At 72.1% G+C, this 22,029-nt stretch carries 18 protein-coding genes; 6 read left to right on the top strand and 12 right to left on the bottom strand.

What is annotated here, in order from left to right:
* Positions 1-17 precede the first annotated feature (17 nt).
* The 4 genes from ACFWBY_RS34345 to ACFWBY_RS34330 all read left to right on the top strand — a co-directional run bounded on the left by ACFWBY_RS34345 (position 18) and on the right by ACFWBY_RS34330 (position 7,842).
* Positions 18-857 (top strand): carbohydrate ABC transporter permease, encoded by an 840-nt coding sequence (locus tag ACFWBY_RS34345; RefSeq protein WP_385339208.1) that lies wholly within the window; start codon positions 18-20, stop codon positions 855-857.
* 33 nt (positions 858-890) lie between these two features.
* The gene (locus tag ACFWBY_RS34340; protein ID WP_385339186.1) at positions 891-2,246 is read left to right on the top strand and encodes a GH1 family beta-glucosidase; all 1,356 of its coding nucleotides are present in this window, start codon (positions 891-893) and stop codon (positions 2,244-2,246) included.
* An 810-nt stretch (positions 2,247-3,056) separates the two neighbouring features.
* Positions 3,057-5,132, top strand: coding sequence for a discoidin domain-containing protein (locus ACFWBY_RS34335; RefSeq protein WP_385339189.1), 2,076 nt, complete (start codon positions 3,057-3,059; stop codon positions 5,130-5,132).
* A 271-nt stretch (positions 5,133-5,403) separates the two neighbouring features.
* Complete coding sequence (locus ACFWBY_RS34330; protein ID WP_385339192.1) at positions 5,404-7,842, top strand: glycoside hydrolase family 3 C-terminal domain-containing protein; 2,439 nt, start codon at positions 5,404-5,406, stop codon at positions 7,840-7,842.
* Between the two features lie 105 nt (positions 7,843-7,947).
* Here the strand turns inward: ACFWBY_RS34330 and ACFWBY_RS34325 are convergent, their stop codons facing one another.
* From ACFWBY_RS34325 to ACFWBY_RS34290, 8 genes are all read right to left on the bottom strand, one after another.
* On the bottom strand, positions 7,948-8,946 hold the full coding sequence (locus tag ACFWBY_RS34325; protein ID WP_385339195.1) for a TIGR03842 family LLM class F420-dependent oxidoreductase: 999 nt from the start codon (positions 8,944-8,946) through the stop codon (positions 7,948-7,950).
* Between the two features lie 27 nt (positions 8,947-8,973).
* Positions 8,974-10,374 carry a dihydropyrimidinase gene (gene hydA / locus ACFWBY_RS34320; RefSeq protein ID WP_385339198.1) on the bottom strand — a complete coding sequence of 467 codons (1,401 nt, stop codon included), beginning with the start codon at positions 10,372-10,374 and terminating at the stop codon, positions 8,974-8,976.
* Between the two features lie 17 nt (positions 10,375-10,391).
* A complete protein-coding gene (locus ACFWBY_RS34315) occupies positions 10,392-11,687 on the bottom strand; it encodes an aspartate aminotransferase family protein (RefSeq protein WP_385339202.1) in 1,296 nt (431 codons plus the stop codon).
* Positions 11,684-12,526 (bottom strand): nitrilase-related carbon-nitrogen hydrolase, encoded by an 843-nt coding sequence (locus ACFWBY_RS34310; RefSeq protein WP_385339205.1) that lies wholly within the window; start codon positions 12,524-12,526, stop codon positions 11,684-11,686. Before ACFWBY_RS34310 ends, ACFWBY_RS34315 begins: the two co-directional genes overlap by 4 nt.
* Before the next feature lie 173 nt (positions 12,527-12,699).
* Positions 12,700-14,157, bottom strand: coding sequence for a hypothetical protein (locus tag ACFWBY_RS34305; RefSeq protein WP_385409746.1), 1,458 nt, complete (start codon positions 14,155-14,157; stop codon positions 12,700-12,702).
* Between the two features lie 45 nt (positions 14,158-14,202).
* A complete protein-coding gene (locus tag ACFWBY_RS34300; protein WP_385341825.1) occupies positions 14,203-14,595 on the bottom strand; it encodes a PPOX class F420-dependent oxidoreductase in 393 nt (130 codons plus the stop codon).
* The gene (locus ACFWBY_RS34295; protein ID WP_385341827.1) at positions 14,592-14,843 is read right to left on the bottom strand and encodes a hypothetical protein; all 252 of its coding nucleotides are present in this window, start codon (positions 14,841-14,843) and stop codon (positions 14,592-14,594) included. The genes ACFWBY_RS34300 and ACFWBY_RS34295 overlap by 4 nt, the downstream gene beginning before the upstream one ends.
* Before the next feature lie 125 nt (positions 14,844-14,968).
* On the bottom strand, positions 14,969-15,220 hold the full coding sequence (locus ACFWBY_RS34290; RefSeq protein ID WP_385341828.1) for a helix-turn-helix domain-containing protein: 252 nt from the start codon (positions 15,218-15,220) through the stop codon (positions 14,969-14,971).
* A 64-nt stretch (positions 15,221-15,284) separates the two neighbouring features.
* Here ACFWBY_RS34290 and map point away from each other — a divergent pair, with 64 nt between their 5' ends.
* The gene (map, locus tag ACFWBY_RS34285) at positions 15,285-16,052 is read left to right on the top strand and encodes a type I methionyl aminopeptidase (RefSeq protein ID WP_385341830.1); all 768 of its coding nucleotides are present in this window, start codon (positions 15,285-15,287) and stop codon (positions 16,050-16,052) included.
* 7 nt (positions 16,053-16,059) lie between these two features.
* Here the strand turns inward: map and ggt are convergent, their stop codons facing one another.
* A complete protein-coding gene (ggt, locus tag ACFWBY_RS34280) occupies positions 16,060-17,868 on the bottom strand; it encodes a gamma-glutamyltransferase (protein WP_385341832.1) in 1,809 nt (602 codons plus the stop codon).
* Positions 17,869-17,981: 113 nt separating this feature from the next.
* Here ggt and ACFWBY_RS34275 point away from each other — a divergent pair, with 113 nt between their 5' ends.
* Positions 17,982-18,707, top strand: coding sequence for a hypothetical protein (locus tag ACFWBY_RS34275; RefSeq protein WP_385341834.1), 726 nt, complete (start codon positions 17,982-17,984; stop codon positions 18,705-18,707).
* Here the strand turns inward: ACFWBY_RS34275 and ACFWBY_RS34270 are convergent.
* The 3 genes from ACFWBY_RS34270 to ACFWBY_RS34260 all read right to left on the bottom strand — a co-directional run bounded on the left by ACFWBY_RS34270 (position 18,667) and on the right by ACFWBY_RS34260 (position 22,026).
* Complete coding sequence (locus tag ACFWBY_RS34270) at positions 18,667-19,956, bottom strand: cytochrome P450 (RefSeq protein ID WP_385341836.1); 1,290 nt, start codon at positions 19,954-19,956, stop codon at positions 18,667-18,669. The two genes, ACFWBY_RS34275 and ACFWBY_RS34270, sit on opposite strands and share 41 nt — an antisense overlap.
* 103 nt (positions 19,957-20,059) lie before the next feature.
* Positions 20,060-20,584, bottom strand: coding sequence for a hypothetical protein (locus ACFWBY_RS34265; RefSeq protein WP_385341837.1), 525 nt, complete (start codon positions 20,582-20,584; stop codon positions 20,060-20,062).
* Complete coding sequence (locus ACFWBY_RS34260) at positions 20,581-22,026, bottom strand: ATP-binding protein (protein WP_385341838.1); 1,446 nt, start codon at positions 22,024-22,026, stop codon at positions 20,581-20,583. The genes ACFWBY_RS34265 and ACFWBY_RS34260 overlap by 4 nt, the downstream gene beginning before the upstream one ends.
* Positions 22,027-22,029 lie beyond the last annotated feature (3 nt).

The following is a 22,029-nucleotide window of genomic DNA, read 5'->3' as shown; positions in this document are numbered from 1 at the left end:
TCCCGTCCCGGTCGCCCATGGCGCCCCCCAAGTCGTTCCTCGTCAGTCGGCTGGTGTTCCTGACCCTGCTCACGGCGTTCGTCCTGCTGCCGGTGTACGTCATGGTCTCCAGCTCGCTGAAGCCGCTGCAGGACGTCTCGGGGAAGTTCCAGTGGATGCCCTCGGGCCTGACCGTCCAGCCGTACTTCGACATCTGGAAGACCGTCCCCCTCGGCGACTACTTCATGAACTCGCTGATCGTGGCCGGTTCGGCGACCGTCTTCTCCGTCGTCATCGCGATCTTCGCGGCCTACGCCGTCAGCCGCTACTCCTTCCGGGGCAAGCGGGTCTTCACCGTCACGGTGCTGTCGACGCAGATGTTCCCCGGCATCCTGTTCCTGCTGCCGCTGTTCCTCATCTACGTCAACATCGGCAACGCCACCGGGATCGCGCTGTTCGGCTCCCGTGTCGGGCTGATCCTCACCTACCTGACGTTCTCGCTGCCGTTCTCGATCTGGATGCTGATCGGCTACTTCGACTCGGTTCCCAGGGACCTCGACGAGGCCGCCAAGGTCGACGGCTGCGGCCCGCTGGGCGCGCTCTTCCGCGTCATCGTGCCCGCCGCGATCCCCGGCATCGTCGCCGTCGGCGTCTACGCCTTCATGACGGCCTGGGGCGAGGTGCTGTTCGCCTCGGTGATGACCAACGACACGACCCGCACCCTCGCGGTGGGCCTGCAGGGCTACTCGACCCAGAACGACGTGTACTGGAACCAGGTCATGGCCGCCTCGCTCGTCGTGAGCCTGCCCGTCGTCGGCGGCTTCCTCCTCCTCCAGCGCTACCTCGTCACCGGGCTGACCGCCGGCGCGGTCAAGTAGCCCCTCCTCCCATTGATCTTCGAAAGGTCTGCTGTGTCCGATTCCATCGACCTCGGCGCCTTCCCTCAGGACTTCGCCTGGGGTACGGCCACGTCCGCCTACCAGATAGAGGGAGCCGTCAAGGAGGACGGCCGCGGGCCGTCCATCTGGGACACGTTCTCCCATACCCCCGGCAAGGTCGACAACGGCGACACCGGTGACGAGACCTGCGACCACTACCACCGCTGGCCGCAGGACATCTCCCTCATGAAGCAGTTGGGCACCAACGCCTACCGCATGTCGATCGCCTGGCCGCGCATCGTCCCCGACGGCTCGGGACCGGTCAACGCCCGGGGCCTCGACTTCTACGACAAGGTGATCGACGGGCTCCTGGAAGCCGGCATCACCCCCTCGGTGACCCTCTACCACTGGGACCTCCCCCAGGCCCTGCAGGACCGCGGCGGCTGGACCGTCCGCGAGACCGCAGAACACCTGGCCACCTACACCTCCGCGGTCGCGGAGCGTCTGGGCGACCGGGTCACCCAGTGGGCCACCCTCAACGAACCGCTCTGCTCGGGCTGGATCGGCCACCTGGAAGGCCGCATGGCCCCCGGCCTGACCGACCTGACCGCCGCCGTCCGCGCCTCCTACCACCTCCTGCTCGGCCACGGCCTGGCCACCCAGGCCATCCGTGCCGCAGCACCCGGCGCGCAGATCGGCATCGTCACCAACCACTCCACGGTGGTACCCGCCACGAACCACCCCGAGGACCTCGCCGCCGCCGTCCGCATGGACGGACACACCAACCGCTGGTGGCTCGACCCCGTCTACGGACGCGGCTTCCCCGCCGACATGCGGGCGCTGTACGGCGTGGAGCTGCCCGAGCACCCCGGCGACCTGGAGACCATCGCCGCGCCCCTCGACTGGCACGGCCTCAACTACTACTTCCCCGCCACCGTCACCCACGACGCCCCCGGCCCGGTCCCCTTCGCCCGCGAAGTCCGCCTCCCGGACGTACCGCGCACCGGCTTGGACTGGCAGATCGACGCCAACGGCATCGAATCCCTGCTGCTGCGCCTCACCAACGACTACGGCGTGCGCAAGCTCTACGTCACCGAGAACGGCTCCGCGTTCCCCGACACCGTCGGCCCCGACGGTGCGGTCGACGACCCCGAGCGCACCGCCTACCTCGAGCAGCACCTGGCCGCCTGCGCCCGCGCCGTCCGCCAGGGCGCTCCGCTGGCCGGTTACTACGCCTGGTCCCTCCTGGACAACTTCGAGTGGGCCTACGGCTACGACAAGCGCTTCGGCCTCGTCCACGTCGACTACACGACCCAGAAGCGCACCGTGAAGACCAGCGGCCGCCGCTACGCGGACATCGTCCGCAGCCACGGCCGGCTCCACGCGTAATCCGGCGGCCGGCCCGGTCCTGACGGCTTTCGTTTCCCGTCGGCACGCTTGGCCGTCCTCACCCACGCAGAACGCTCGGCTGGGCTACCCGGCCGAGCGTCTGGCTGCTCCCGGGCGCTGCGGGCCGACCCCGTTGTCACCTTGCCGATGGTCGAGGAGGCGGGCGTGACACCGGCCGAGGCGGCCCGGCCCGCCGCAGGCGGTCGACCGCGCCGGACATGCCGTTGGCCACGCCGAGCATCGGCGCGCCCTGGATGTGTTCCGCCCACGGGCGTGCCCTCTGCGCGGCCGTCTTCTCCACGGCCGGCGGACCGTGGTCAACGCAGGTCGGCACGTCGCAGCACACCCGGATCGTCGAAGAGCGTCGGGCGCCGTCTGTTCATACCCAGAACCCCAAGGTGCGGCCTCCCTGCGGCCTCAGGATCACCCCGCCGGGGCGCCCCGACCGGTGGTCTTTGCCCGGCCAATCGGCCCAACCGCCCTTCGGCGCAACGTGGGTGACCCACCGTGGGCAGCTTAATGAAAGACAAAAGAAAAGTGGTCACGCTTCTTGACCGGCCAATGGCGTACGGGCAAGGTCTGGAGAGCGCTCTCCCATTCAGGTTCGTTGAAGGAGCACCGATGCCAACTGGCATACCCGTCGATGCGTTGCCACGCAGACGACGTCCCATTTCCACGCGGAGGGGAATCGCCGGGGCGGTCACGACCGCGCTCTTCGGTAGCCTGCTCGCGCTGGCGCCGTCCTCCCCCGCCGCCTCGGCCGAGCCTGCGCCGGTCTCTCAGGGCAAGGCGGAGTCTTCGCTCACCCTGATGACGGCCCCCGCCGCGGTCGCGGCGGACTCCCTGCTCTCCCAGGGCAAGACCGCCACCGCCTCTTCGAGCGAGGGCGAGGCCTATTCCGCGTCCGCCGCGTTCGACGGGAACCTCACCGGCACCCGCTGGGCCAGCCAGTGGCGCGACGCCGAATGGATCCAGGTCGACCTCGGCGCGAGCCGCAACCTCAGCCGCGTCGTCCTCACCTGGGAGGGCGCGTTCGGCAAGAACTACGAGATCCAGGTCTCGGACGACGGTACGAACTGGCGCACCGCCACATCCGTCACCGGCAGCGACGGCGGCACCGACGAGATCGCCATCTCCGGCAGGGGCCGCTACGTGCGCATGAACGGCCTGGTCCGCTCCGGCGGCTACGGCTACTCCCTCTGGGAGTTCCAGGTCTACGGCACCCCCTCGGAGGAGCCCCCGGTCCAGGGCGCGGTGCGCGTGGCCGGCTCCCAGGGCAACTGGCAGCTGACCGTCGGCGGACAGCCGTACACCGTCAAGGGCCTCACCTGGGGCCCCTCCTTCGCCGACGCCCCGAAGTACATGCCCGACGTGAAGTCCATGGGCGTCAACACCATCCGCACCTGGGGTACGGACGCGTCGAGCAAGCCCTTGCTCGACACCGCCGCGGCGAACGGCATCCGGGTCGTCAACGGATTCTGGCTGCAGCCCGGCGGCGGCCCCGGCTCCGGCGGCTGCGTCAACTACGTGACCGACGCCGCATACAAGAGCAACATGCTCACCGAGTTCGCGAGGTGGGTCGACACCTACAAGTCGCACCCGGCCACGCTCATGTGGAACGTCGGCAACGAATCCGTCCTCGGCCTGCAGAACTGCTACGGCGGCACCGAACTGGAGGCGCAGCGCAACGCCTACACCACGTTCGTGAACGACGTCGCCAAGAAGATCCACACCATCGACCCGGACCACCCGGTCACCTCGACCGACGCCTGGACGGGCGCGTGGCCGTACTACAAGCGCAACGCCCCGGACCTCGACCTGTACTCGATGAACTCGTACGGCGACATCTGCGGGGTGCGGCAGGACTGGGTGGAGGGCGGCTACAACAAGCCCTACATCATCACCGAGACGGGGCCGGCCGGCGAGTGGGAGGTGCCGAACGACGCGAACGGCATCCCCGAGCAGAAGACCGACGTCCAGACCGCCGAGGGATACACCACCGCCTGGAACTGCATCACCGGTCACCACGGCGTGGCCCTGGGCGCCACGATGTTCCACTACGGCCTCGAGCACGACTTCGGGGGCATCTGGTTCAACCTGTTGCCCGACGGGCTCAAGCGACTGTCGTACTACGCGGTGAAGAAGGCGTACACCGGGTCGACCGCGGGCGACAACACACCGCCCGTCATCGGCAACATGGTCGTCAACCAGGCCTCGCAGGCGCCGGCCGGCGGCGAGTTCACCGTCCGCGCCGACGTCAGGGATCCGCAGAACGACCCGCTGACGTACAAGGTCTTCCTCAGCGGCAACTACGCGAACGGCGACAAGCGCCTGGTCGAGGCGCAGTGGCGCTCGACGGGCAACGGGACCTTCGCCGTCACCGCTCCCGAGAAGCTCGGCGTCTGGAAGGTCTACATCCAGGCCGAGGACGGCCACGGCAACGCGGGCATCGAGACCAAGTCCGTCAAGGTGGTCTCCCCGCCCGTGAGCGGCACGAACGTGGCACTGAACAAGCCGACGAGCGCCTCCTCCTTCCAGGCTCAGTACGGCGACTGCCCCTGCACGCCGGCCAACGCGACCGACGGCAAAGCCGGCACCCGCTGGGCCAGCGACTGGAGCGATCCGCAGTGGATCCGGGTGGACCTCGGAGCCTCCACCGCGATCCGTACCCTGCAGCTGGTCTGGGACCCCGCCTACGCCAAGTCCTACGAGGTGCAGCTCTCCGACGACGGCGTCAACTGGCGCACCGTCCACTCCACCACGACCGGCAACGGTGACATCGACACGATCAACGTGTCGGCGAACGCCCGCCACGTGCGCCTGAACCTGACCGCACGCGGCACCGGCTGGGGCTACTCCCTCCACGAGTTCGGCGTCTACAGCTGACCCGGTGACGGCGCGCCTTGACCGGTCCGCCCGTCATTGAGGGTCTGCCGCCACCGGCCGCGGCGCGGTGCCGAACGCGGAGTACCGGCTGCCCTGACCCGGTCGGCCCTCCGTACGGGCCCGGCTCGCTCCGTCTCCGCGACGGACGGGCCGGGTCTTCTCCTTCGTCAGAGATGCCGGCTCGAAGGGGACTTGACGGTGCGCGGGGCACGCACTCCAGTTGGGAGAGCGCTCTCCAATGCGAGAAGCGGATGACGTGAAGGGGGTGGGGATGAGCGAGGACATGTTCGATCGACTGCTGGAGAAGCTCGATCTCGCGCAGAAGGTGCGGCTGCTGTCCGGGGCCACGACGTGGCGGACGGCAGGCGAGCAGGCCATCGGCTTGCGCGAGATGGTCACCTCCGACGGCCCCGCCGGGGTGCGGGGAGAAGCCTGGGACGAGCGGCTCACCTCGGCGCTGCTTCCCTCGGCCTCCGCGATCGGCGCACTGTGGGACGAGGGCCTGACCGAGCAGCTGGGAGGCCTGCTCGCTTCGGAAGCGGTCCGCAAGGGTGCGGACGTCGTGCTGGCTCCGACGCTCAATCTGCATCGCACTCCGCTGGGAGGCCGGCACTTCGAGTGCTTCTCGGAGGATCCCGTACTGACGGGCCGCACGGGCGCGGCGCTCATCCGGGGCATCCAGGCTGCGAGGGTCGCGGCCACGGCCAAACACTACGTCGCCAACGACTCCGAGACGGGGCGGATGCACGTGGACGTACGAGCTTCCGAGCGGGTGCTGCGAGAGGTGTACCTGGCTCCGTTCGAGGCTGCTGTCGAGGCGGGCGTGTGGCTGGTGATGGCCGGCTACAACGGCGTGAACGGCGCGACCATGACCGCCAATCCGCTGCTCGCCGAACCCCTCAAGGGTGACTGGGGCTTCGACGGGGTGGTGGTCTCCGACTGGGGCGCCCTGCGTTCGACCTGGGAACCGGCGCTCGCCGCCCTCGATTTGGCGATGCCGGGACCGCAGGGCCCGTGGGAGGCGTCCCTCGCCCAGGCCGTGAAGGACGGCCACGTCCCCGAGGAAGCCGTCGACGAGAAGGTGCGGCGCCTGCTGCGGCTGGCCCGGCGCGTGGGGGCCCTCGAATCGAACGGGCGCCCACGGACCCCGGCGTTCGGGTCGGACGAGACCCGGACGCTGCTGCGCCGTACGGTGGCCGCGGGATCCGTGCTGCTGACCAACCGGGAGGTGCTCCCGCTCGACCCCGGCTCCTTGTCGAAGATCGCCGTCATCGGCGTGCACGCAGCCTCCCCGCGGGTGCAGGGCGGAGGCAGCGCGGGAGTCTTCCCCTCGCGCGTGGTCACTCCCCTCGACGGGATTCGCGCACGGCTGGACGGCCTGGCCCAGGTCGTGCACGTACCGGGTCCGGGACTGGGCGTTCCCCCAGGGCCCCTCGGCACCGGCTGGTGCAGCGACCCGCGATCAGGGGAGCCCGGCGTGCTGCTGCGCCTCCTGGACGAGGCGGGCCATGAGCTCCACGCGGAGCACCGGCTGTCCGGGGCACAGCTGGAGCCGCCCGTGGTTCCCGCCGCACGGACGGTGGAGATCAGCGCGCTCATCCGGCCGCGGGCGACGGGGGAATGGACCTTCGGCATCGCCGGCTTCGGCCGCATGAACCTCACCCTCGGCGGCCGGATCGTTCTGGACGGCGTATTCCCGTGCACCACCGACGACCCGGCCATCGTCCATGTGAACCCGCCCCTCCACACGGTGCGGGCGTTCGTGGACACGACGGAACCCGTTCTTCTGACGGCCCGGCGTGAACTGGTTCCCGGAGCCGGGCGAGCCACGATCGTCGCGGCGGCGCCGCCGGAGCCCGAGGCCGCGGCCGCGCTCGCGGAAGCGGTTCAGGCGGCCCGCGGAGCGGACGCGGTGATCGTGGTCGTCGGCACCACCGAACACACCGAGACCGAGGGCCGCGACCGAGCCGACCTGTCCTTGGGCGGCCACCAGGACGCGCTGGTCCGCGCCGTGGCAGCCGTCAACCGGCGCACCGTCGCCGTGGTCAACTCCGGTGGCCCGGTCGAGCTGCCCTGGCGCGACGAGGCGGGCGCGGTGCTGCTCACCTGGTTCTCCGGGCAGGAGGCCGGGGCCGGGCTCGCCGACGTCCTCTTCGGTGACGCCGAGCCGGGCGGCCGGCTTCCCACCACCTGGGCCGCGTCACTGACCGACGCACCCGTCACCCACGCACAGCCGGTCGACGGCCGGCTCACCTACGACGACGGCGTGCACGTCGGGCACCGGGCCTGGCTCCTCACCGGAAGGGAACCCGCCTACTGGTTCGGCCACGGCCTCGGCTACACCGCATGGGAGTACGAGACGGTCCAAGTCCCGGCCGAAGCGGTGGCAGGATCCTCGTTCACGGTCCGCGTGCAGGTGCGCAACACGGGCAGCCGGCCCGGCCGTGAGGTCGTGCAGGTGTACCTCGCCCGTCCGGAATCCACCGTCGAGCGGCCCGTCCGATGGTTCGCCGGCTACACCGCGGTCCATGCGGAGCCCGGCGCTTCGGTGATCGCCGTCGTGGAGGTCCCGGCGCACGCGCTGCGGCACTGGTCCGAAGCCGAGAAGGCCTGGCGCACGGAGCCCGGGACCTACCGCATCATGGTGGGCCGCTCGGCCGGCAACCTGGCGTGGCGCGGGGTGCTACCCCTGGAGGACCGGGCGGGGTGAGAGTCGAGAGGCGAGTAGTGGGCCGGCAGACCTCCTGCGCACGAGAGCCGTCGGCAACCTGCTGCGGGGCCGACCTCTTGGTCGACCCCGCGCCACTCGCCAGACTCAGCCGAACGACGGGATGACGTCGGAGCCGTACGCGTCGATGGTCGCTTCCCGGGCGTCGTGCATGTTGTATAGGGCGAATTGGTCGACGCCGAGGTCCCGCAGTGCCCGAAGCTTCTCGATGTGGGCCTCGGCCGGACCCAGGAGGCAGAAGCGGTCGACGATCTCGTCCGGGACGAAGTCCGCCGACGGGTTCCCCGCCCGGCCGTGGTGGCTGTAGTCGTAGCCCTGCCGGGACTTGACGTACTCGGTGAGCTCGTCCGGGACCATCGAGGAGTGCTCGCCGTAGCGGGACACCAGGTCGGCGACGTGGTTGCCGACCATGCCACCGAACCAGCGGCACTGGTCGCGGGCGTGGGCCACATCCCCGCTCACGTACGCGGGGGCCGCCACACAGATGCTGATGGAGTCCGGGTCGCGGCCGGCCTCCACGGCGGCCTGGCGGACCGCCTTGATCATCCACTCGGTGAGGTAGAGGTCCGCGAGCTGGAGGATGAAGCCGTCGGCCTTCTGCCCGGCGAGCGCGAGGGCCTTGGGCCCGTATGCGGCCATCCACACCGGGAGCTTCCCGTCCGTGATCCAGGGGATCCGGATCGGATTGCCGTCCACGACCGCCTCCCGGCCCTCCGCCAGATCCCTGATCACCTCGATGGCCTCGCCGAGCCGGGCCAGGGTGTTCGGCGCGCGGCCCGCGACCCGCATCGCGGAGTCCCCGCGCCCGATCCCGCACACCGTGCGATTGCCGTACATGTCGTTGAGCGTCGCGAAGGTGGAGGCGGTCACCTCCCAGGTGCGGGTGCCCGGGTTGGTGACCATCGGCCCTACGTGCAGCTTCTGCGTGTTGGCCAGGATCTGGCTGTAGATGACGAACGGCTCCTGCCACAGCACGGCGGAGTCGAAGGTCCAGCCGTAGCGGAACCCGTTGCGCTCGGCGCGCTTCATGAGGCTGATCACCGCGGAGGCGGGCGGGTCGGTCTGCAGGACGAGGCCGAAGTCCATGGCTGCTCCTTGCTGCTGCGTGCTGGCTTACAGGTACTGGCAGGTGGAGCGGTGGACGAAGGCCCCGTGGCCGGCGCGGCCCGTGAACTCCCGTCGGTCGATGACGAGTTCACCGCGCGAGAGCACGCTGTCGACGCGTCCGGTGATCCGCTTGCCCTCGTACGCCGAGTAGTCCACGTTCATGTGGTGCGTCTCGGCGGAGATGACCTGCTCGGCGTGCGGATCGTAGAGGACGATGTCGGCGTCGGAGCCCGGCGCGATGCTGCCCTTCTGGGGGTAGAGGCCGAACATCCGGGCCGGGGTCGCGCACGCGATCTCGATCCAGCGCCGGCGGCTGATGTGCCCGTCGAGAACGGCCTGGTGGAGGAGGTCCATCCGGTTCTCCACCCCGGGGAGCCCGTTGGGGATCTTCGAGAAGTCCCCGCGGCCCAGCTCCTTCTGGCCGCGGAAGCAGAAGGGGCAGTGGTCGGTCGAGACCACCTGGAGGTCGTTGGTCCGCAGACCCCGCCACAGTGCCGCCTGGTGCTCGCGGGGCCGCAGCGGGGTGGAGCAGACGTACTTGGCGCCCTGGAAGTCGGGCTCCGCCAGGTTGTCGGTGGACAGGAACAGGTATTGCGGACAGGTCTCCCCGAAGACGGGCAGCCCCTTGTCCCGGGCGGCCGCCAGCTCGGCCAACGCCTCCTGCGCCGAGACGTGGACGACGTAGAGCGGGGCGCCCGCCACCCGTGCGAGCTGGATCGCCCGGTGGGTGGCTTCCGCCTCCAGCAACACCTTGCGGACTTCGCCGTGGTGGCGGGGATCGGTCTCACCGCGCGCCAGGGCCTGCTCGACGAGCACGTCGATCGCCAGCCCGTTCTCCGCGTGCATCATGATGAGCCCGCCGTTGCCGGAGGCCCTCTGCATCGCGCGCAGGATCCGGCCGTCGTCCGAGTAGAAGACCCCGGGGTAGGCCATGAACAGTTTGAACGAGCTCACGCCTTCTTCGACGAGGAGGTCCATCTCCTTGAGGGTGTGCTCGTTGACGTCCGACACGATCATGTGGAAGGCGTAGTCGATCGCGCAGTTGCCGTCGGCCTTGGCGTACCAGGCGTCCAAGCCGGCCCGGAGCGACTGCCCTTGTGACTGCACGGCGAAATCGACGATCGTCGTCGTCCCGCCCCACGCGGCGGCCCTCGTCCCGGTCTCGAACGTGTCCGACGCGGAGGTGCCGCCGAAGGGCAGCTCCATGTGGGTGTGGGCGTCGACCCCGCCGGGGATGACGTACTTCCCGCTCGCGTCGATCGTCCGGTCGGCCGTCCACGCCCCGGCGGCCGCCGTGCCGTGCGCCGCGAGCGCGGCGACACGGCCGTCCTCGATCAGCACGTCGGCGTAGAGCTCGTCGGCGGCCGTGATGACGAGGCCGCCGCGGATCAGGGTGCGGGTGCTCATGTACGTGTCCCCCGTGGTCAGTCGAGGCTGTGGAGGGCCTCGGCGAGGATGTCGGCGCCCTCTCCCGCCTCGGCGACGGTGAGGGAGAGCGGCGGCGCGATGCGCAGCACGCTGGTGTTGTGGCCGCCGCCCTTGCCGAGCAGCAGGCCGCCGGCGCGGGCTGCCTCCAGTACGGCGGCGGCGGCGTCCGGATCGGCCTGGTCGGTGCCGGGCTTCGTGAGCTCCAGCCCGGCCATCAGGCCCCGGCCGCGCACCTCCCGTACGGCGGGTACGGTCGCGGCGACGGCCCGCAGCCGCTCCAGCAGCAGGCCTCCGACGCGGCGGGCGTTGCCCTGCAGGTCGTGCTCCAGCAGGTAGCCGAGGTTCGCGACGCCGGCGGCCATGGTGACGGGTGAACCGCCGAAGGTGGAGATGGAGTTGGAGTCGAGGCAGTTCATCACCTCGGCGCGGGCGACGACCCCGCCGATGGACATGCCGTTGCCGATGCCCTTGGCGAAGGTGAGGATGTCCGGGGGGCCGTTCTGGGCGTGGGCCTGCCAGCCCCAGAAGTGGTCTCCGGTGCGGCCCCAGCCGGTCTGCACCTCGTCGCTGATCCAGAGGATGCCGTGCCGGTCGAGGACCTCGCGGAAGGCGCCGTAGAGCCCGTCGGGCGGGGAGGTGAACCCGCCGACTCCCTGGATCGGTTCGGCGATGAGCGCGGCGAGGCCGCCGCGGGCCTGGCCGAGGACGTCTTCGAGGTCGGCGACGGCGGCCGCCGTGAAGTCGGCGTCGTTCAGGTGGGCGAAGGGGCCGCGGGTGCGGACCGCGCCGTGTACGTAGTAGGTCTGGAGCGGCGAGAGGCTGGTCGGGGACCAGCCGCGGTTGCCGGTGACCGAGACCGTGGAGAAGGACCGGCCGTGGTAGCTGTTGCGCATCGCCAGGATCTGGTTGGAACGGCGGTACGTCGTCGCGAGCAGCAGGGCGGTGTCGTTGGCCTCGGTGCCTGAGGTGGTGAAGAAGACCCGGGCGTCGGGGATGGCGGACAGTGCGGCGATCCGCTCGGCCAGTTCGACCATGGGCCGGTTCAGGTACAGGGTGGAGGAGTGGATGATCCGTCCGGCCTGTTCGGAGACGGCCTTGGTGACCTCGGGCAGGGCGTGCGCGGTCATCGTGGTGAGGATGCCGCCGAAGAAGTCGAGGTAGCGGTTGCCGTCCGCGTCCCAGACGTGGCGGCCCTCGCCGTGGGTGAGCTCGATGGGGCGGTCGTAGTAGAGCGCGAGCCAGTCGGGCAGGACGCTGCGGTGCCGGTTGTGCAGGGGGATCGGGTTGGTCACGGCTGTACGAGTCCTCCGTAGGCGTCGGGGCGGCGGTCGCGGTAGAAGGCCCACTGGTCGCGGACCTCCTTGATCAGGTCGAAGTCGAGGTCCCGGACGAGGAGTTCCTCCTCCTTGTCGCTGGCGACCTCGCCGACGAAGCGGCCGCGGGGGTCGACGAAGTAGCTGGTGCCGTAGAAGTCGTTGTCGCCGTACTCCTCCTGGCCGATGCGGTTGATGGCCGCGATGAAGTACTCGTTGGCGACGGCCGCGGCGGGCTGCTCCAGCTGCCAGAGGTAGGCGGAGAGACCCCGGTGGGTGGCGGACGGGTTGTACACCAACTGTGCTCCGCCGAGACCTAGTTGGCGCCAGCCCTCCGGGAAGTGGCGGTCGTAGCAGATGTACACGCCGATCCGGCCCACCGCGGTGTCGAAGATTGGCCAGCCGAGGTTGCCCGGGCGGAAGTAGTACTTCTCCCAGAAGCCCTTGACCTGCGGGATGTGGTGCTTGCGGTACTTGCCCAGGTAGCTGCCGTCGGCGTCGATGACGGCCGCGGTGTTGTAGTAGAAGCCCTCGGACTCCAGCTCGAAGACCGGTACGACGATCACCATGCCGGTCTCGCGGGCCAGGTCCTGCATCCGGCGTACCGTCGGGCCGTCGGGGACGGCCTCGGCCCAGCGGTAGTGCTCGGGTTCCTGGACCTGGCAGAAGTAGGGGGCGTTGAAGACCTCCTGGAAGCCGATGATCCGCGCACCCTGGGCGGCGGCCCGGCGGGCGTGCTCCTCGTGTTTGGCGATCATCGACTCGGTGTCTCCGGTCCAGGTGGCCTGGACCAGTGCGGCGCGGACGACTTGGGCCATGAGCTGCTCCTCGCGACGGGTACGCCGGCTTCTACGCACGTAGAGGGTGTACGACGGCTGCGCGTAGGGAGTTGAAGGTAGGCCTCGGTCAGGCGCGGGGCAAGACCGCCTTGCGCGGTTGGAGTAGTGGATCAGCAAACACAGGAGTTACGTCACCACATGGTCGATTCCGGTCAGGAGACGGGCAGATTAGCGACTCGAAGAGCGTGTAACAGGTCCCGGTGATGCGTCCCCGAGAGGGCTTCGGCCGCCCTGAGCAGCCGGGGCGCGAACCACCCCGGATCCCGCCGGGCCAGGCGGGCGGACTCCTCCGCGGTACGGACTCTGACGAAGGCTCCGAGCAGGGCGTCCGCCTCACGGGTACGGCCGGCGGCGCCGAGCGCGAGGGCGGCCTCGGCGAGCTCCGCGGCGGGCCTGGCCGCGCCCTGACGCAGCAGGGCGTCGCAGTCGGCCGGACCCAGCGCGGCGGCGGCCGCGGCGAAGCGGGCGGGCGGCAGCGAGGCCGCCTCCCAGAGCAGCGTGGCCCAGTCGGCGGCCAGTCCGGCCCGCCCCAGCGCCTCCCCCAGCCCGGGCAGCCACTGCGCGGGCCAGGCGGCCGCCTCGCACAGCAACGCGTGCGCCTCCCCGCTGCGGCCCCGCGCCCGCAGCCCGATGAGCGCACCCACGAGCCCGTCCACGGGATCGCCCCGCCCGGCCCGCGCCGGCCCACCGCCCGCGTCGGGCTCCCCCGGCGCCCACCGGTCGCCGCCCGCCGACCCGGACCGGTACCCGGGGTCGGCCCCGGCGTCCCACGAGGCGCTGCCGTGCCCGAGCCCATGCCCGTGCCCGAGCCCGTCCTCGCCGGACGGCGAAGCCCCGCCCGCCGGGCCCGTGGCCCGGGCCGCGGGCCCGGCGGGCACCGGCCGGTCCTCGTCCCGCGCGGGGCTCCGGCGCGCGGGGCGGCCGAAGCGGGCGCCGCGCGGCGGGGTGTCGCCCGACGGGTGGGCGGGGGACGGCGTGTCGCCCGACGGGTGGCCGGGAGGCAGGGTGAAGGCCTGGGCTCCGGGCACCGGCGCGCCCGCGTACCGGGCTCCGCCCGTCCGTGCCGCGCCGCGCAACCACCGCCCCTCGGCCCGCCCGACCGGCTCCCGCGCCACCGCCGCCGCGAGGCGGGCCGTCAGGTCCGACCGCCGGGCGGCCGCGCGGGTCGCGTCGTCGTGGGCCCAGGAGAGTTCAAGGGCCAGGGCATCGGCCGCGGCGGGGTCCGCCGTCTCCGCGTGCCGCGCCGACAGCGAGCGCAGCGCCGCCTGCGCCTGCGTCCACTGCGTCGCGGCCGCGGCCAGCAGGGTGCGCAGTTCCTCCTCGCCGCCCGGCAGCCGGTCCCAGACATCGACGGCAGCCGCCCTCAGCGCGGCGGCGTACTCCGTCTCCCGGGCGAGCGCCACGGCGCCCTGCGATCCCGCCAAGTCGCCGATCAGCGACTCCAGTACGTCCCAGGGCGGCATCGCGGCTCCGTCCAGGCAGGCCCGCATGCCCTCCGGGTCCCGCCGCAAGAACTCCCCGCACCAGCCCGCACCCGGATCCAGCCGCTGTATCAACCCCCGCATGTATCCGGCGAGTTGACCGATCACGTGTGAAGCCGCGGTCTCCATCCCCGCATTGGATCCCATCCGTGTTACGGGCGGGCTACGGGAGTCTCAAAGCTTGACGGCGAGCGTGACACCGATCGCGGTGTGCGGCCGCTTGCCCCGCCGGGCCACGGCGGCCGGCACGTCCACCGCCCAGAACTGCCAGGTGTACTTGCGCGACATCAGCTTCCGGACGCGCTTCAGCCCCACCTCGTCCAGCAGCCGCGCCTCCCCCTCGAAGGCCACGGCCCCCTCGGCCACGTTCCCCCGTACGTCACACGCCGCGACCTCGACCCGGCCGTTGTTGCGGATCCGCTTCACCTTCCACGAATCGCTGCGCGTCCACACGAACAGCTCGCCCGCGTCCGCCGCGGCCCACACCGGCGTGGCCACCGGGGTGCCGTCCTTGCGGAAGGTGGTGAGACTGACGTACCGCGCCCTGCCCAGCTCTTGAACCGTCATGCGCCGACCCTACGCGCAGGCCACGGGCGCGCGGAGGCCCACGACTCCCTTCCGGCCGCGGCCACCTGCTTCGCGTGCTGGAGCGGGGTGCGGCTGGCGACGACGCCCGGGTGACGGGAGCCCGCGTCGCCCAGGCTCCTGGCGTGGGCCCTGCCTTCGGGGGCGGCGCACGCCGCGATCAGCAGGCCGCCCGCGAGGAGGGCGCCGACGATTCCGAGACCGATTCGCTTGGATACGGATGCGTTCATGTCTGACACGCCTTCACGCTTGCCCCGCGCCCGGCCCGTCCCACCGCCCATTGCGCCGTTCGGCCGCCGGGGCCCGCCCGAACGGCGCGCCGGACGGCGGGCCCGGCGGCCGAACGGCCGAGGCCTCAGACGGGCACGAGCGCGCAGCGCCTCATCACGTCGTCCAGGGAGAGTCCCAAGGCCTCCGCGAGGGCGGCCACGGTGAAGAAGGCCGGCGTCGGGGCCCGGCCGGTCTCGATCTTGCGGAGCGTCTCGGCGGAGAGCCCGGCGCTGGCCGCGACCTCGACCATGCTCCGGGCGCCGCGGGCCGTGCGCAGCAGGGCGCCCAGGCGCTCGCCGCGCTCGCGCTCTTCGGGGGTGAGGGGGGTTCGGACCATGGCTCCATCCTACCCCGGAGCCCAATAACTATCCCGTTACAGTTATACCGGTATAGTTATTGGCATGATGGAACTGAAGTCAGACCGATCGATCGACGAGATGCGTGCCGCGGGCCGCGTCGTCGCCCACGCCCTCGCCGCCGTCCGGGAGCGGGCGGCGGTGGGAGTGTCCCTGCTGGAGCTTGACCAGGTGGCCCGCGGGGTCCTGCGGGAAGCCGGCGCGGCCTCCCCCTTCCTGGGCTACCGGCCGCGCTTCGCGCCGGTCCCCTTCCCCGCGGTCGTCTGCGTCTCCGTCAACGACGCGATCGTGCACGGCATCCCCGACGGCTACCGGCTGTGCGACGGCGACCTGGTCAGCGTCGACTGCGGCGCGACGCTGGGCGGCTGGGTCGGCGACGCGGCCGTCAGCTTCACCGTGGGCCGGGCCCGCCCCGCCGACCTGCGGCTCATCGGGACCGCGGAGGCCGCCCTGGCGGCGGGCATCGCGGCCGCGCGGCCGGGCAACCGCGTCGGGGACATCGCCCACGCCATCGGCACGGTCTGCCGCGCCGCCGGGTACGGCATCCCGGACGGCTTCGGCGGACACGGCGTCGGCCGCTCCATGCACGAGGAACCGGGCGTGCCCAACGAGGGCCCGGCCGGGAAGGGTACGAAGCTGCGCGCCGGCATGGTGATCGCGATCGAGCCGATGCTGATCGCGGGCGGCACCGACGACTACACCTGCGACGCGGACGGCTGGACCCTGCGGACCGTCGACGGCAGCCGCGCCGCGCACGCGGAGCACACGGTCGCGATCACCGCCGACGGCCCGAGGATCCTCACCGCCCTGTAGCCCCCGCCTACGGCTTCCCGTGCGGGTGCACCACCATCGCCGCGCCCCCGCCGCGCCGCGAGGTCTCGGCGGCGGCCAGCCACCGCCCGTCGGGCAGCCGCTGGACTCCGGTGGCCGCTCCGATCTCGGGGTTCTGCCGGAAGCCGTGGCCCAGTGCTTCCAGCTCGGCGCGGACCGGGTCGTTCCACAGGCCCGGCTCCAGCTCCGTGGTGCTCTGGTTGCGCTGGCTGGCGCGCGGCGCGGCGATGGCGTCGACCAGCGGCAGCCCCCGGTCCAGGTGGCCGGTCAGCGTCTGCAGCACGGTGGTGATGATGGTCGCGCCGCCCGGGGAGCCCACGGCCAGCACGGGCCGCCCGTCCTCCAGCACGATGGTCGGGGACATCGAGGAACGCGGCCGCTTGCCGGGGCCCGGCAGGTTCGGGTCGGGGACGCCGGGGGCGGCCGGCGCGAAGGAGAAGTCGGTCAGCTCGTTGTTGAGCAGGAAGCCCCGGCCCGGCACGGTGATGGCGCTGCCGCCCGTCGATTCGATGGTCAGGGTGTAGGACACGACGTTGCCCCAGCGGTCGGCGACGGTCAGGTGCGTGGTGTTCTCCCCCTCGTACGTGGTCGGGGCGGCCTGCCCGCCGCCGCCGCAGGTGACCGGGTGGCGCGGGTCCCCCGGGGCAAGCGGGCTGGTCAGCGCCTTGCCGGGGTCGATGAGGCAGCCGCGCGTGTCGGCGTACCGCTGCGAGAGCAGCTCCCGGGTCGGCACGTCCTCGGCGGCCGGGTCGCCGACCCAGCGGCCCCGGTCGGCGAAGGAGATCCGGGAGGCCTCGATGAAGCGGTGCAGGTACTGCGCCTCGGACAGCCGGCCGAGGTCGGAGCGCTCCAGGATGTTCAGCGCCTCGCCGACCGTGGTGCCGCCGGAGGAGGACGGGGCCATGCTGTAGACGTCCAGGCCCCGGTAGCCGACCCGGGTCGGGTCCTGCCGCTTGGTCGCGTACGCGCGCAGGTCGCCGGTGGTCAGGTCGCCGGGGCGGACCACGCGGGTGGCGGACGGGTCCACCGGGGGCGTGCGGACGGCGCGGACGATGTCCTCGGCCAGCGGTCCGCGGTACAGCGCGCCCGCGCCCTTGCGGCCCAGCTCGGCGTAGGTGTCGGCCAGGTCCGGGTTCTTGAAGGTGGAGCCGACCACCGGGAGGGCGCCGCCTGGCAGGAAGAGCTTCCTCGTGTCCGGGAAGTCCTTGAAGCGGTCCTGGTTGAGCTCCGTCTGCGCACGGAAGGTGGCGTCGACCGTGAAGCCGTTGCGGGCCAGCTTCTCGGCGGGCTTCAGGAGTTGCCCCAGCGGGCGGGTTCCCCAGGCGTCGAGCGCGCTCTGCCAGGTCGCGGGGGTGCCCGGGACGCCGACGCCCCGGCCGCTGGTCTGGCCCTCTGCGAAGGGGATGGGGACGCCGTTCTCCTGGAACAGCGTGGCGGTGGCGGTCGCCGGCGCGGTCTCACGGCCGTCGATGGTCCGCACGCGGCCCGACCGCGCGTCGTAGTGGACGAAGTAGCCGCCCCCGCCGATGCCGGCGGAATACGGCTCGGTCACCCCCAGCGCGGCGGCGGTCGCGACGGCGGCGTCCACGGCGTTGCCCCCCGAGCGCAGGACCGCGATCCCGGCCGCGCTGGCATCGGCGTCGACGCTGGCCACGGCGCCGCCGTAGCCGGTGGCGACCGGTACCTTCGCCGGGGCGCCGTCGGCGCCCGCCGCGGACGGCGGCGCGGCCGCGCCGGTGGAGACGAGCGCTCCGGCGAGAGCGACGAGGGCTAACTGACGTGCGGCGGGACGACGCATCCGTACCTCCGGTAGACGGCCTGTCAGACCCCTGGACCGGGCCTGGAGCCGGCACTGTAACTTCACGGCACCCCCCGCGTCAGGACGTCCTCGTGACGACTACCATCCGCCGCATGAACGATGACGTGCGCAACATCGTGCTGGGGGTGGCGGCCACCGCCATCAGCGGCGGCTTCGGCTGGTTCGCCCGGACCTACCTGTGGCGCCGCACGCTCCGCCGCAAGCAGGCGTTCTTCGGGCTGCCGACCGGCTCCGACTGCCTCTTCGTGGTCAACCGGCAGATGGGCGGCACCGACCGGTCGGTGCACCGCAACGACGCGTTCGCGCTCCTCGAGATATCCGCGCTGATCAAGGACTGCGGGGCGAACCTGCAGATCCTCACCCACGACGAGGCCCGCCAGGGCTTCGGCGAGCGCGCCGAGTTCTGTGTCGGCGGTCCCGTCTCCAACGCGCGTACGGCGGCCCACCTGGCGTCCATGCTGCCGGGGGTCCGGGTCGACCTCTCCAACGAACCGGGTCCGGAGCGCGGGTCCATCACCGTCGGCGGGGAGTCCTACCTCTGGCAGCGGGGCCAGGCCGAGTACGTGGTGCTGGCCCGGCTGACCGCGGGGCCGGGATCCCGGCCGGTGTTCCTCGTCTCGGGGCAGACCGCGATCAGCAACCAGGCGGGTGCCCGCTTCCTGGCCCGCAACCACGTGGATCTGGCCCGCCGGCACGGCGGGAGGTCCTTCTGCCTCCTGCTGAAGGTGATCAACTCGGACGCCTACGGACCGGACGTGACCGAACTGGTCGCGGACGTCACCGGCCCGGCCCTGACACCCGCAGCGGCAGCCGTGTGATCCCGTTGATGAAGTTGGAGACCAGCCGGCGCGGCTCCCCCGCGAGTTCGGGCGCCGGCATGAGGGCGCGCCACTCCTCGTAGAGGACGCGCAGCTGGAGCCGGGCGAAGTGGGCGCCGAGGCAGACGTGCGGGCCGTCCCCGAAGGAGACGTGCGGGTTGGGCTCGCGGCCGAGGTCGAGGCGGCCGGGGTCCGCGAAGACCCGCTCGTCGTGGTTGGCGGAGGCGTGGAAGACCACCACCTTGTCCCCGGCCCGGATCGGCTGCCCCGCCAGTTCCGTATCGGCGGCCGCCGTGCGGCGAAAGCTCAGCACCGGCGGGTGGACGCGCAGGAGTTCCTCGACCGCACGGTCCACCGTGACGCGCCCTGCGGCGAGTTCGGCGTACGCGCCGGGGTCGCGGGCCAGGGCGAGGAGGCCGCCGGGCGCGGCGGAGCGGACGGTGTCGTTGCCGGCCACGGTGAGCAGGAAGAAGAACATCTCCAGCTCCGCGTCCGCCAGCCCGGCGTGCGCGAGGGCGGTCATCACGTCGTCGCCGGGGTGGGCGCGCTTGTACGCGGCCAGTTCACGGGCGTACCCGAACATCTCCCCCAGCAGCGCCGGGGAACGCGGGTTCCGCGGCTTCCCGTCCACACCGCGCGGGGGCGCCGGGGCGTCCTCGGGGTCCTGGTAGCCGATGACGCGCACCGTCCATTCCAGCAGCAGCCCCCGGTCCGCGGCGGGTACGCCCAGCAGGTCCGTGAGGTTCAGCAGCGCGTACTCGTCGGTGACGGTGCGCACCAGGTCGGCGGCCCGGTCCTCGGCGCCGTCCCGTGCGGCGCCGAGCAGCGTACGGGCCCGCTCGCGGACCCGGGCGGCGAAGGCGTCGACGCGGGCCGGGGTGAAGGCGCGGGCGACGGTGCGGCGCAGCCTGCCGTGTTCGGGGGGATCCTGGTTGAGCATGGTGCGCCGCAGGAAGGGCAGGTCGGCGGGGTCGGGATCGCGGATCTGGGTGGCGCCCAGGCGGGAGGAGTACGTGCGGTGGTCGCGCAGGACCCGGACCACGTCGGCGTGACGGGCGACGGCCCAGAAGCCGGGGCCGGCGGGCCAGCCGAGGACCTCGGGCTCGCTCTGCCAGGCCACCGGGTGGTGGTCGCGCAGCAGGCGGTAGCGCTCGTACGGGACGCCTTCGGCGTAGACGCGCGGGTCGAAGACGTCGGGGGTGTCCACCGCGTGCTCCCGGCTGGCGGGGCGCGGGCCTGGAGGGTTCATGGCCACACGGTGGCGGGGCGCGGGCCCGGACCGCAAGGGGGCCGCGCGGCGCCGGGCGCGGTCCGGACAGGGACGGCGGCCGCCGGAAGCCGGCCGGAGCCGGTCAGTCGGCGGCCGCCCCGCATTCCACGCGCTCCTGCTTGCCCTCGGGATCGACGAGGGTGACCTGGGGAGCCGGGCTGACGCGCACTCCCGCGAGGGCCGTGCACGCCACTTGGCGGCGTGCCGTCGCGGAAAGCGGCCCGATCGGGAAGGGCAGCTTGACCTTCACGCTCGACCCGTCGTCGCCGATCGTGATCCCGGCCTGCAGCATCATCTTGTTGTCCACCCCGGGGAGTTCGGTGGTCAAGCCCGCCTCCTGCGTGGCGGTGTCCGGACCGGCCAGCAGCCTGGACAGCAGGTAGTTGGGCGAGGGGTGCGAGGGCCCGGACAGGAGCATCACCGGAGCGATCCCGCCCCCGGGCGGGACGAAGTACACCATGCCCGTCTCCGGCCCGGCGGCCAGTCTCACGGTGCCGGCGCGGCCGCTCTCGACGACCCCGGTGGTGGCGATGGACCCGCAGCCCGTGGAGAGCAGCAGCGGGCCGATCAGCGCGGTAGCGGCGGCGGCCGCCCGTGCCGGGTTCATACGGTGACCTCCAGCGGCATGTCGAGGATGAAGAGCGCTCCGCCGGCGGGGCCGTTGGCCGCGTGCAGGGTTCCTCCGTGCAGGCGGACGTTCTCCAGGGTGATGGCCAGGCCCAGGCCGCTGCCCGTGGAGCGGGTGCGGGCGGCGTCCGCCTTGAAGAAGCGGTCGAATATGTGCGGCAGCACCTCGGGGGCGATGCCGGGCCCGCTGTCGGCGACCTCGATCAGCAGCCGATCGCCCGTGAGCAGCGGCGCGGTGCGGACACGGACGCTGACCGGGGCGCCGCCGTGCTTGAGGGCGTTGCCCACGAGGTTGGCCAGGACCACGTCGAAGCGGCGCGGGTCGAGCCGGGCGCGGATGTCCGGCGGCAGGTCGGTGCGGATCCGGCCGTCGGTCCAGTGGCGGCGTTCCAGGGTCTTGGTGACGGCCTCGGCGACGTCGACGTCGTCGAGGTTGAGCTCGGCGGCGCGGGCGTCGAAGCGGGAGATCTCCATGAGGTCCTCGACGAGCACGGCGAGCTTTCCGGTCTCGGCGCTGATGAGGCGCAGCGCCTTCGCGGTGTCGGCGTCGAGGTCCTCGGCGCCCTCGTCCAGGACCTCGGTGACGGCGAGCATCCCGGCGAGCGGGGTGCGCAGCTCGTGGGAGACGTCGGCGGCGAAGCGCCGGGCGCGGACCTCCGCGTCCCGCAGCTCGCTCACCGACTGTTCTAGGGCGCGGGCCGTCTCGTTGAAGGTGCGGGCGAGTCCGGCGAGTTCGTCGGCGCCGCGGACCTCGATCCGGGTGTCGAGCCGGCCGCGGCCCAGCCGCTGGGCGGCCTTGCGCATGTCCCGTACCGGCCTCAGGACGCTGCGCGCCGCGAGCAGGGCGGGGATGACGGCCATCGCCAGGCCCGGGACGGCGCCCTTCTTGGCGGCGTCGACCATGGCGTCCACGGTCGTCTGCTCGGTGTCCAGGGACATCACCGCGTAGAAGACGGCGCCGGTGGCCTCGCGGCCCCCGATGTGCTGGAAGACGGCCGGCATGCCGACGACGAGGTGGGTGTTGCCGGGGCGGTCCTTCGTGCGCTGGAAGGCCCCGTGCGGGTTGGAGGTCACCTGGCGGCGCAGCTGGTCGCTGATGACCGCGGACGTGGGAGAGCCCTGGTTGGTGGAGGCGCGCAGCTTTCCGTACTCCCCGTACACGGTCCAGGGGTGCGGCTGGCCCCGCTTGCCCAGCTCTCCGACGACGCGCTGGAGTTCCCGCTGGTCCATGGGCAGTACGACGGTCTGGGCCTCGACCAGGTCGCGCAGCGTGCTGACGGCGGTGTCCTGGCTCTGTTTGAGGATCGCGTTGCGGGCCTGCTGGTAGGTGAGCGCGGCCGTGGTGACCGCGCAGATGCCGGCGACCAGCAGGAAGGCGGCGATCAGCCGGGTCCGCAGGCCGAGCGGTGCGAAACGTCTCACCGG

Source organism: Streptomyces sp. NPDC060049, from assembly GCF_042736715.1.
GTDB lineage: Bacteria > Actinomycetota > Actinomycetes > Streptomycetales > Streptomycetaceae > Streptomyces.
This window is presented reverse-complemented; position numbering and strand designations above follow the sequence as displayed.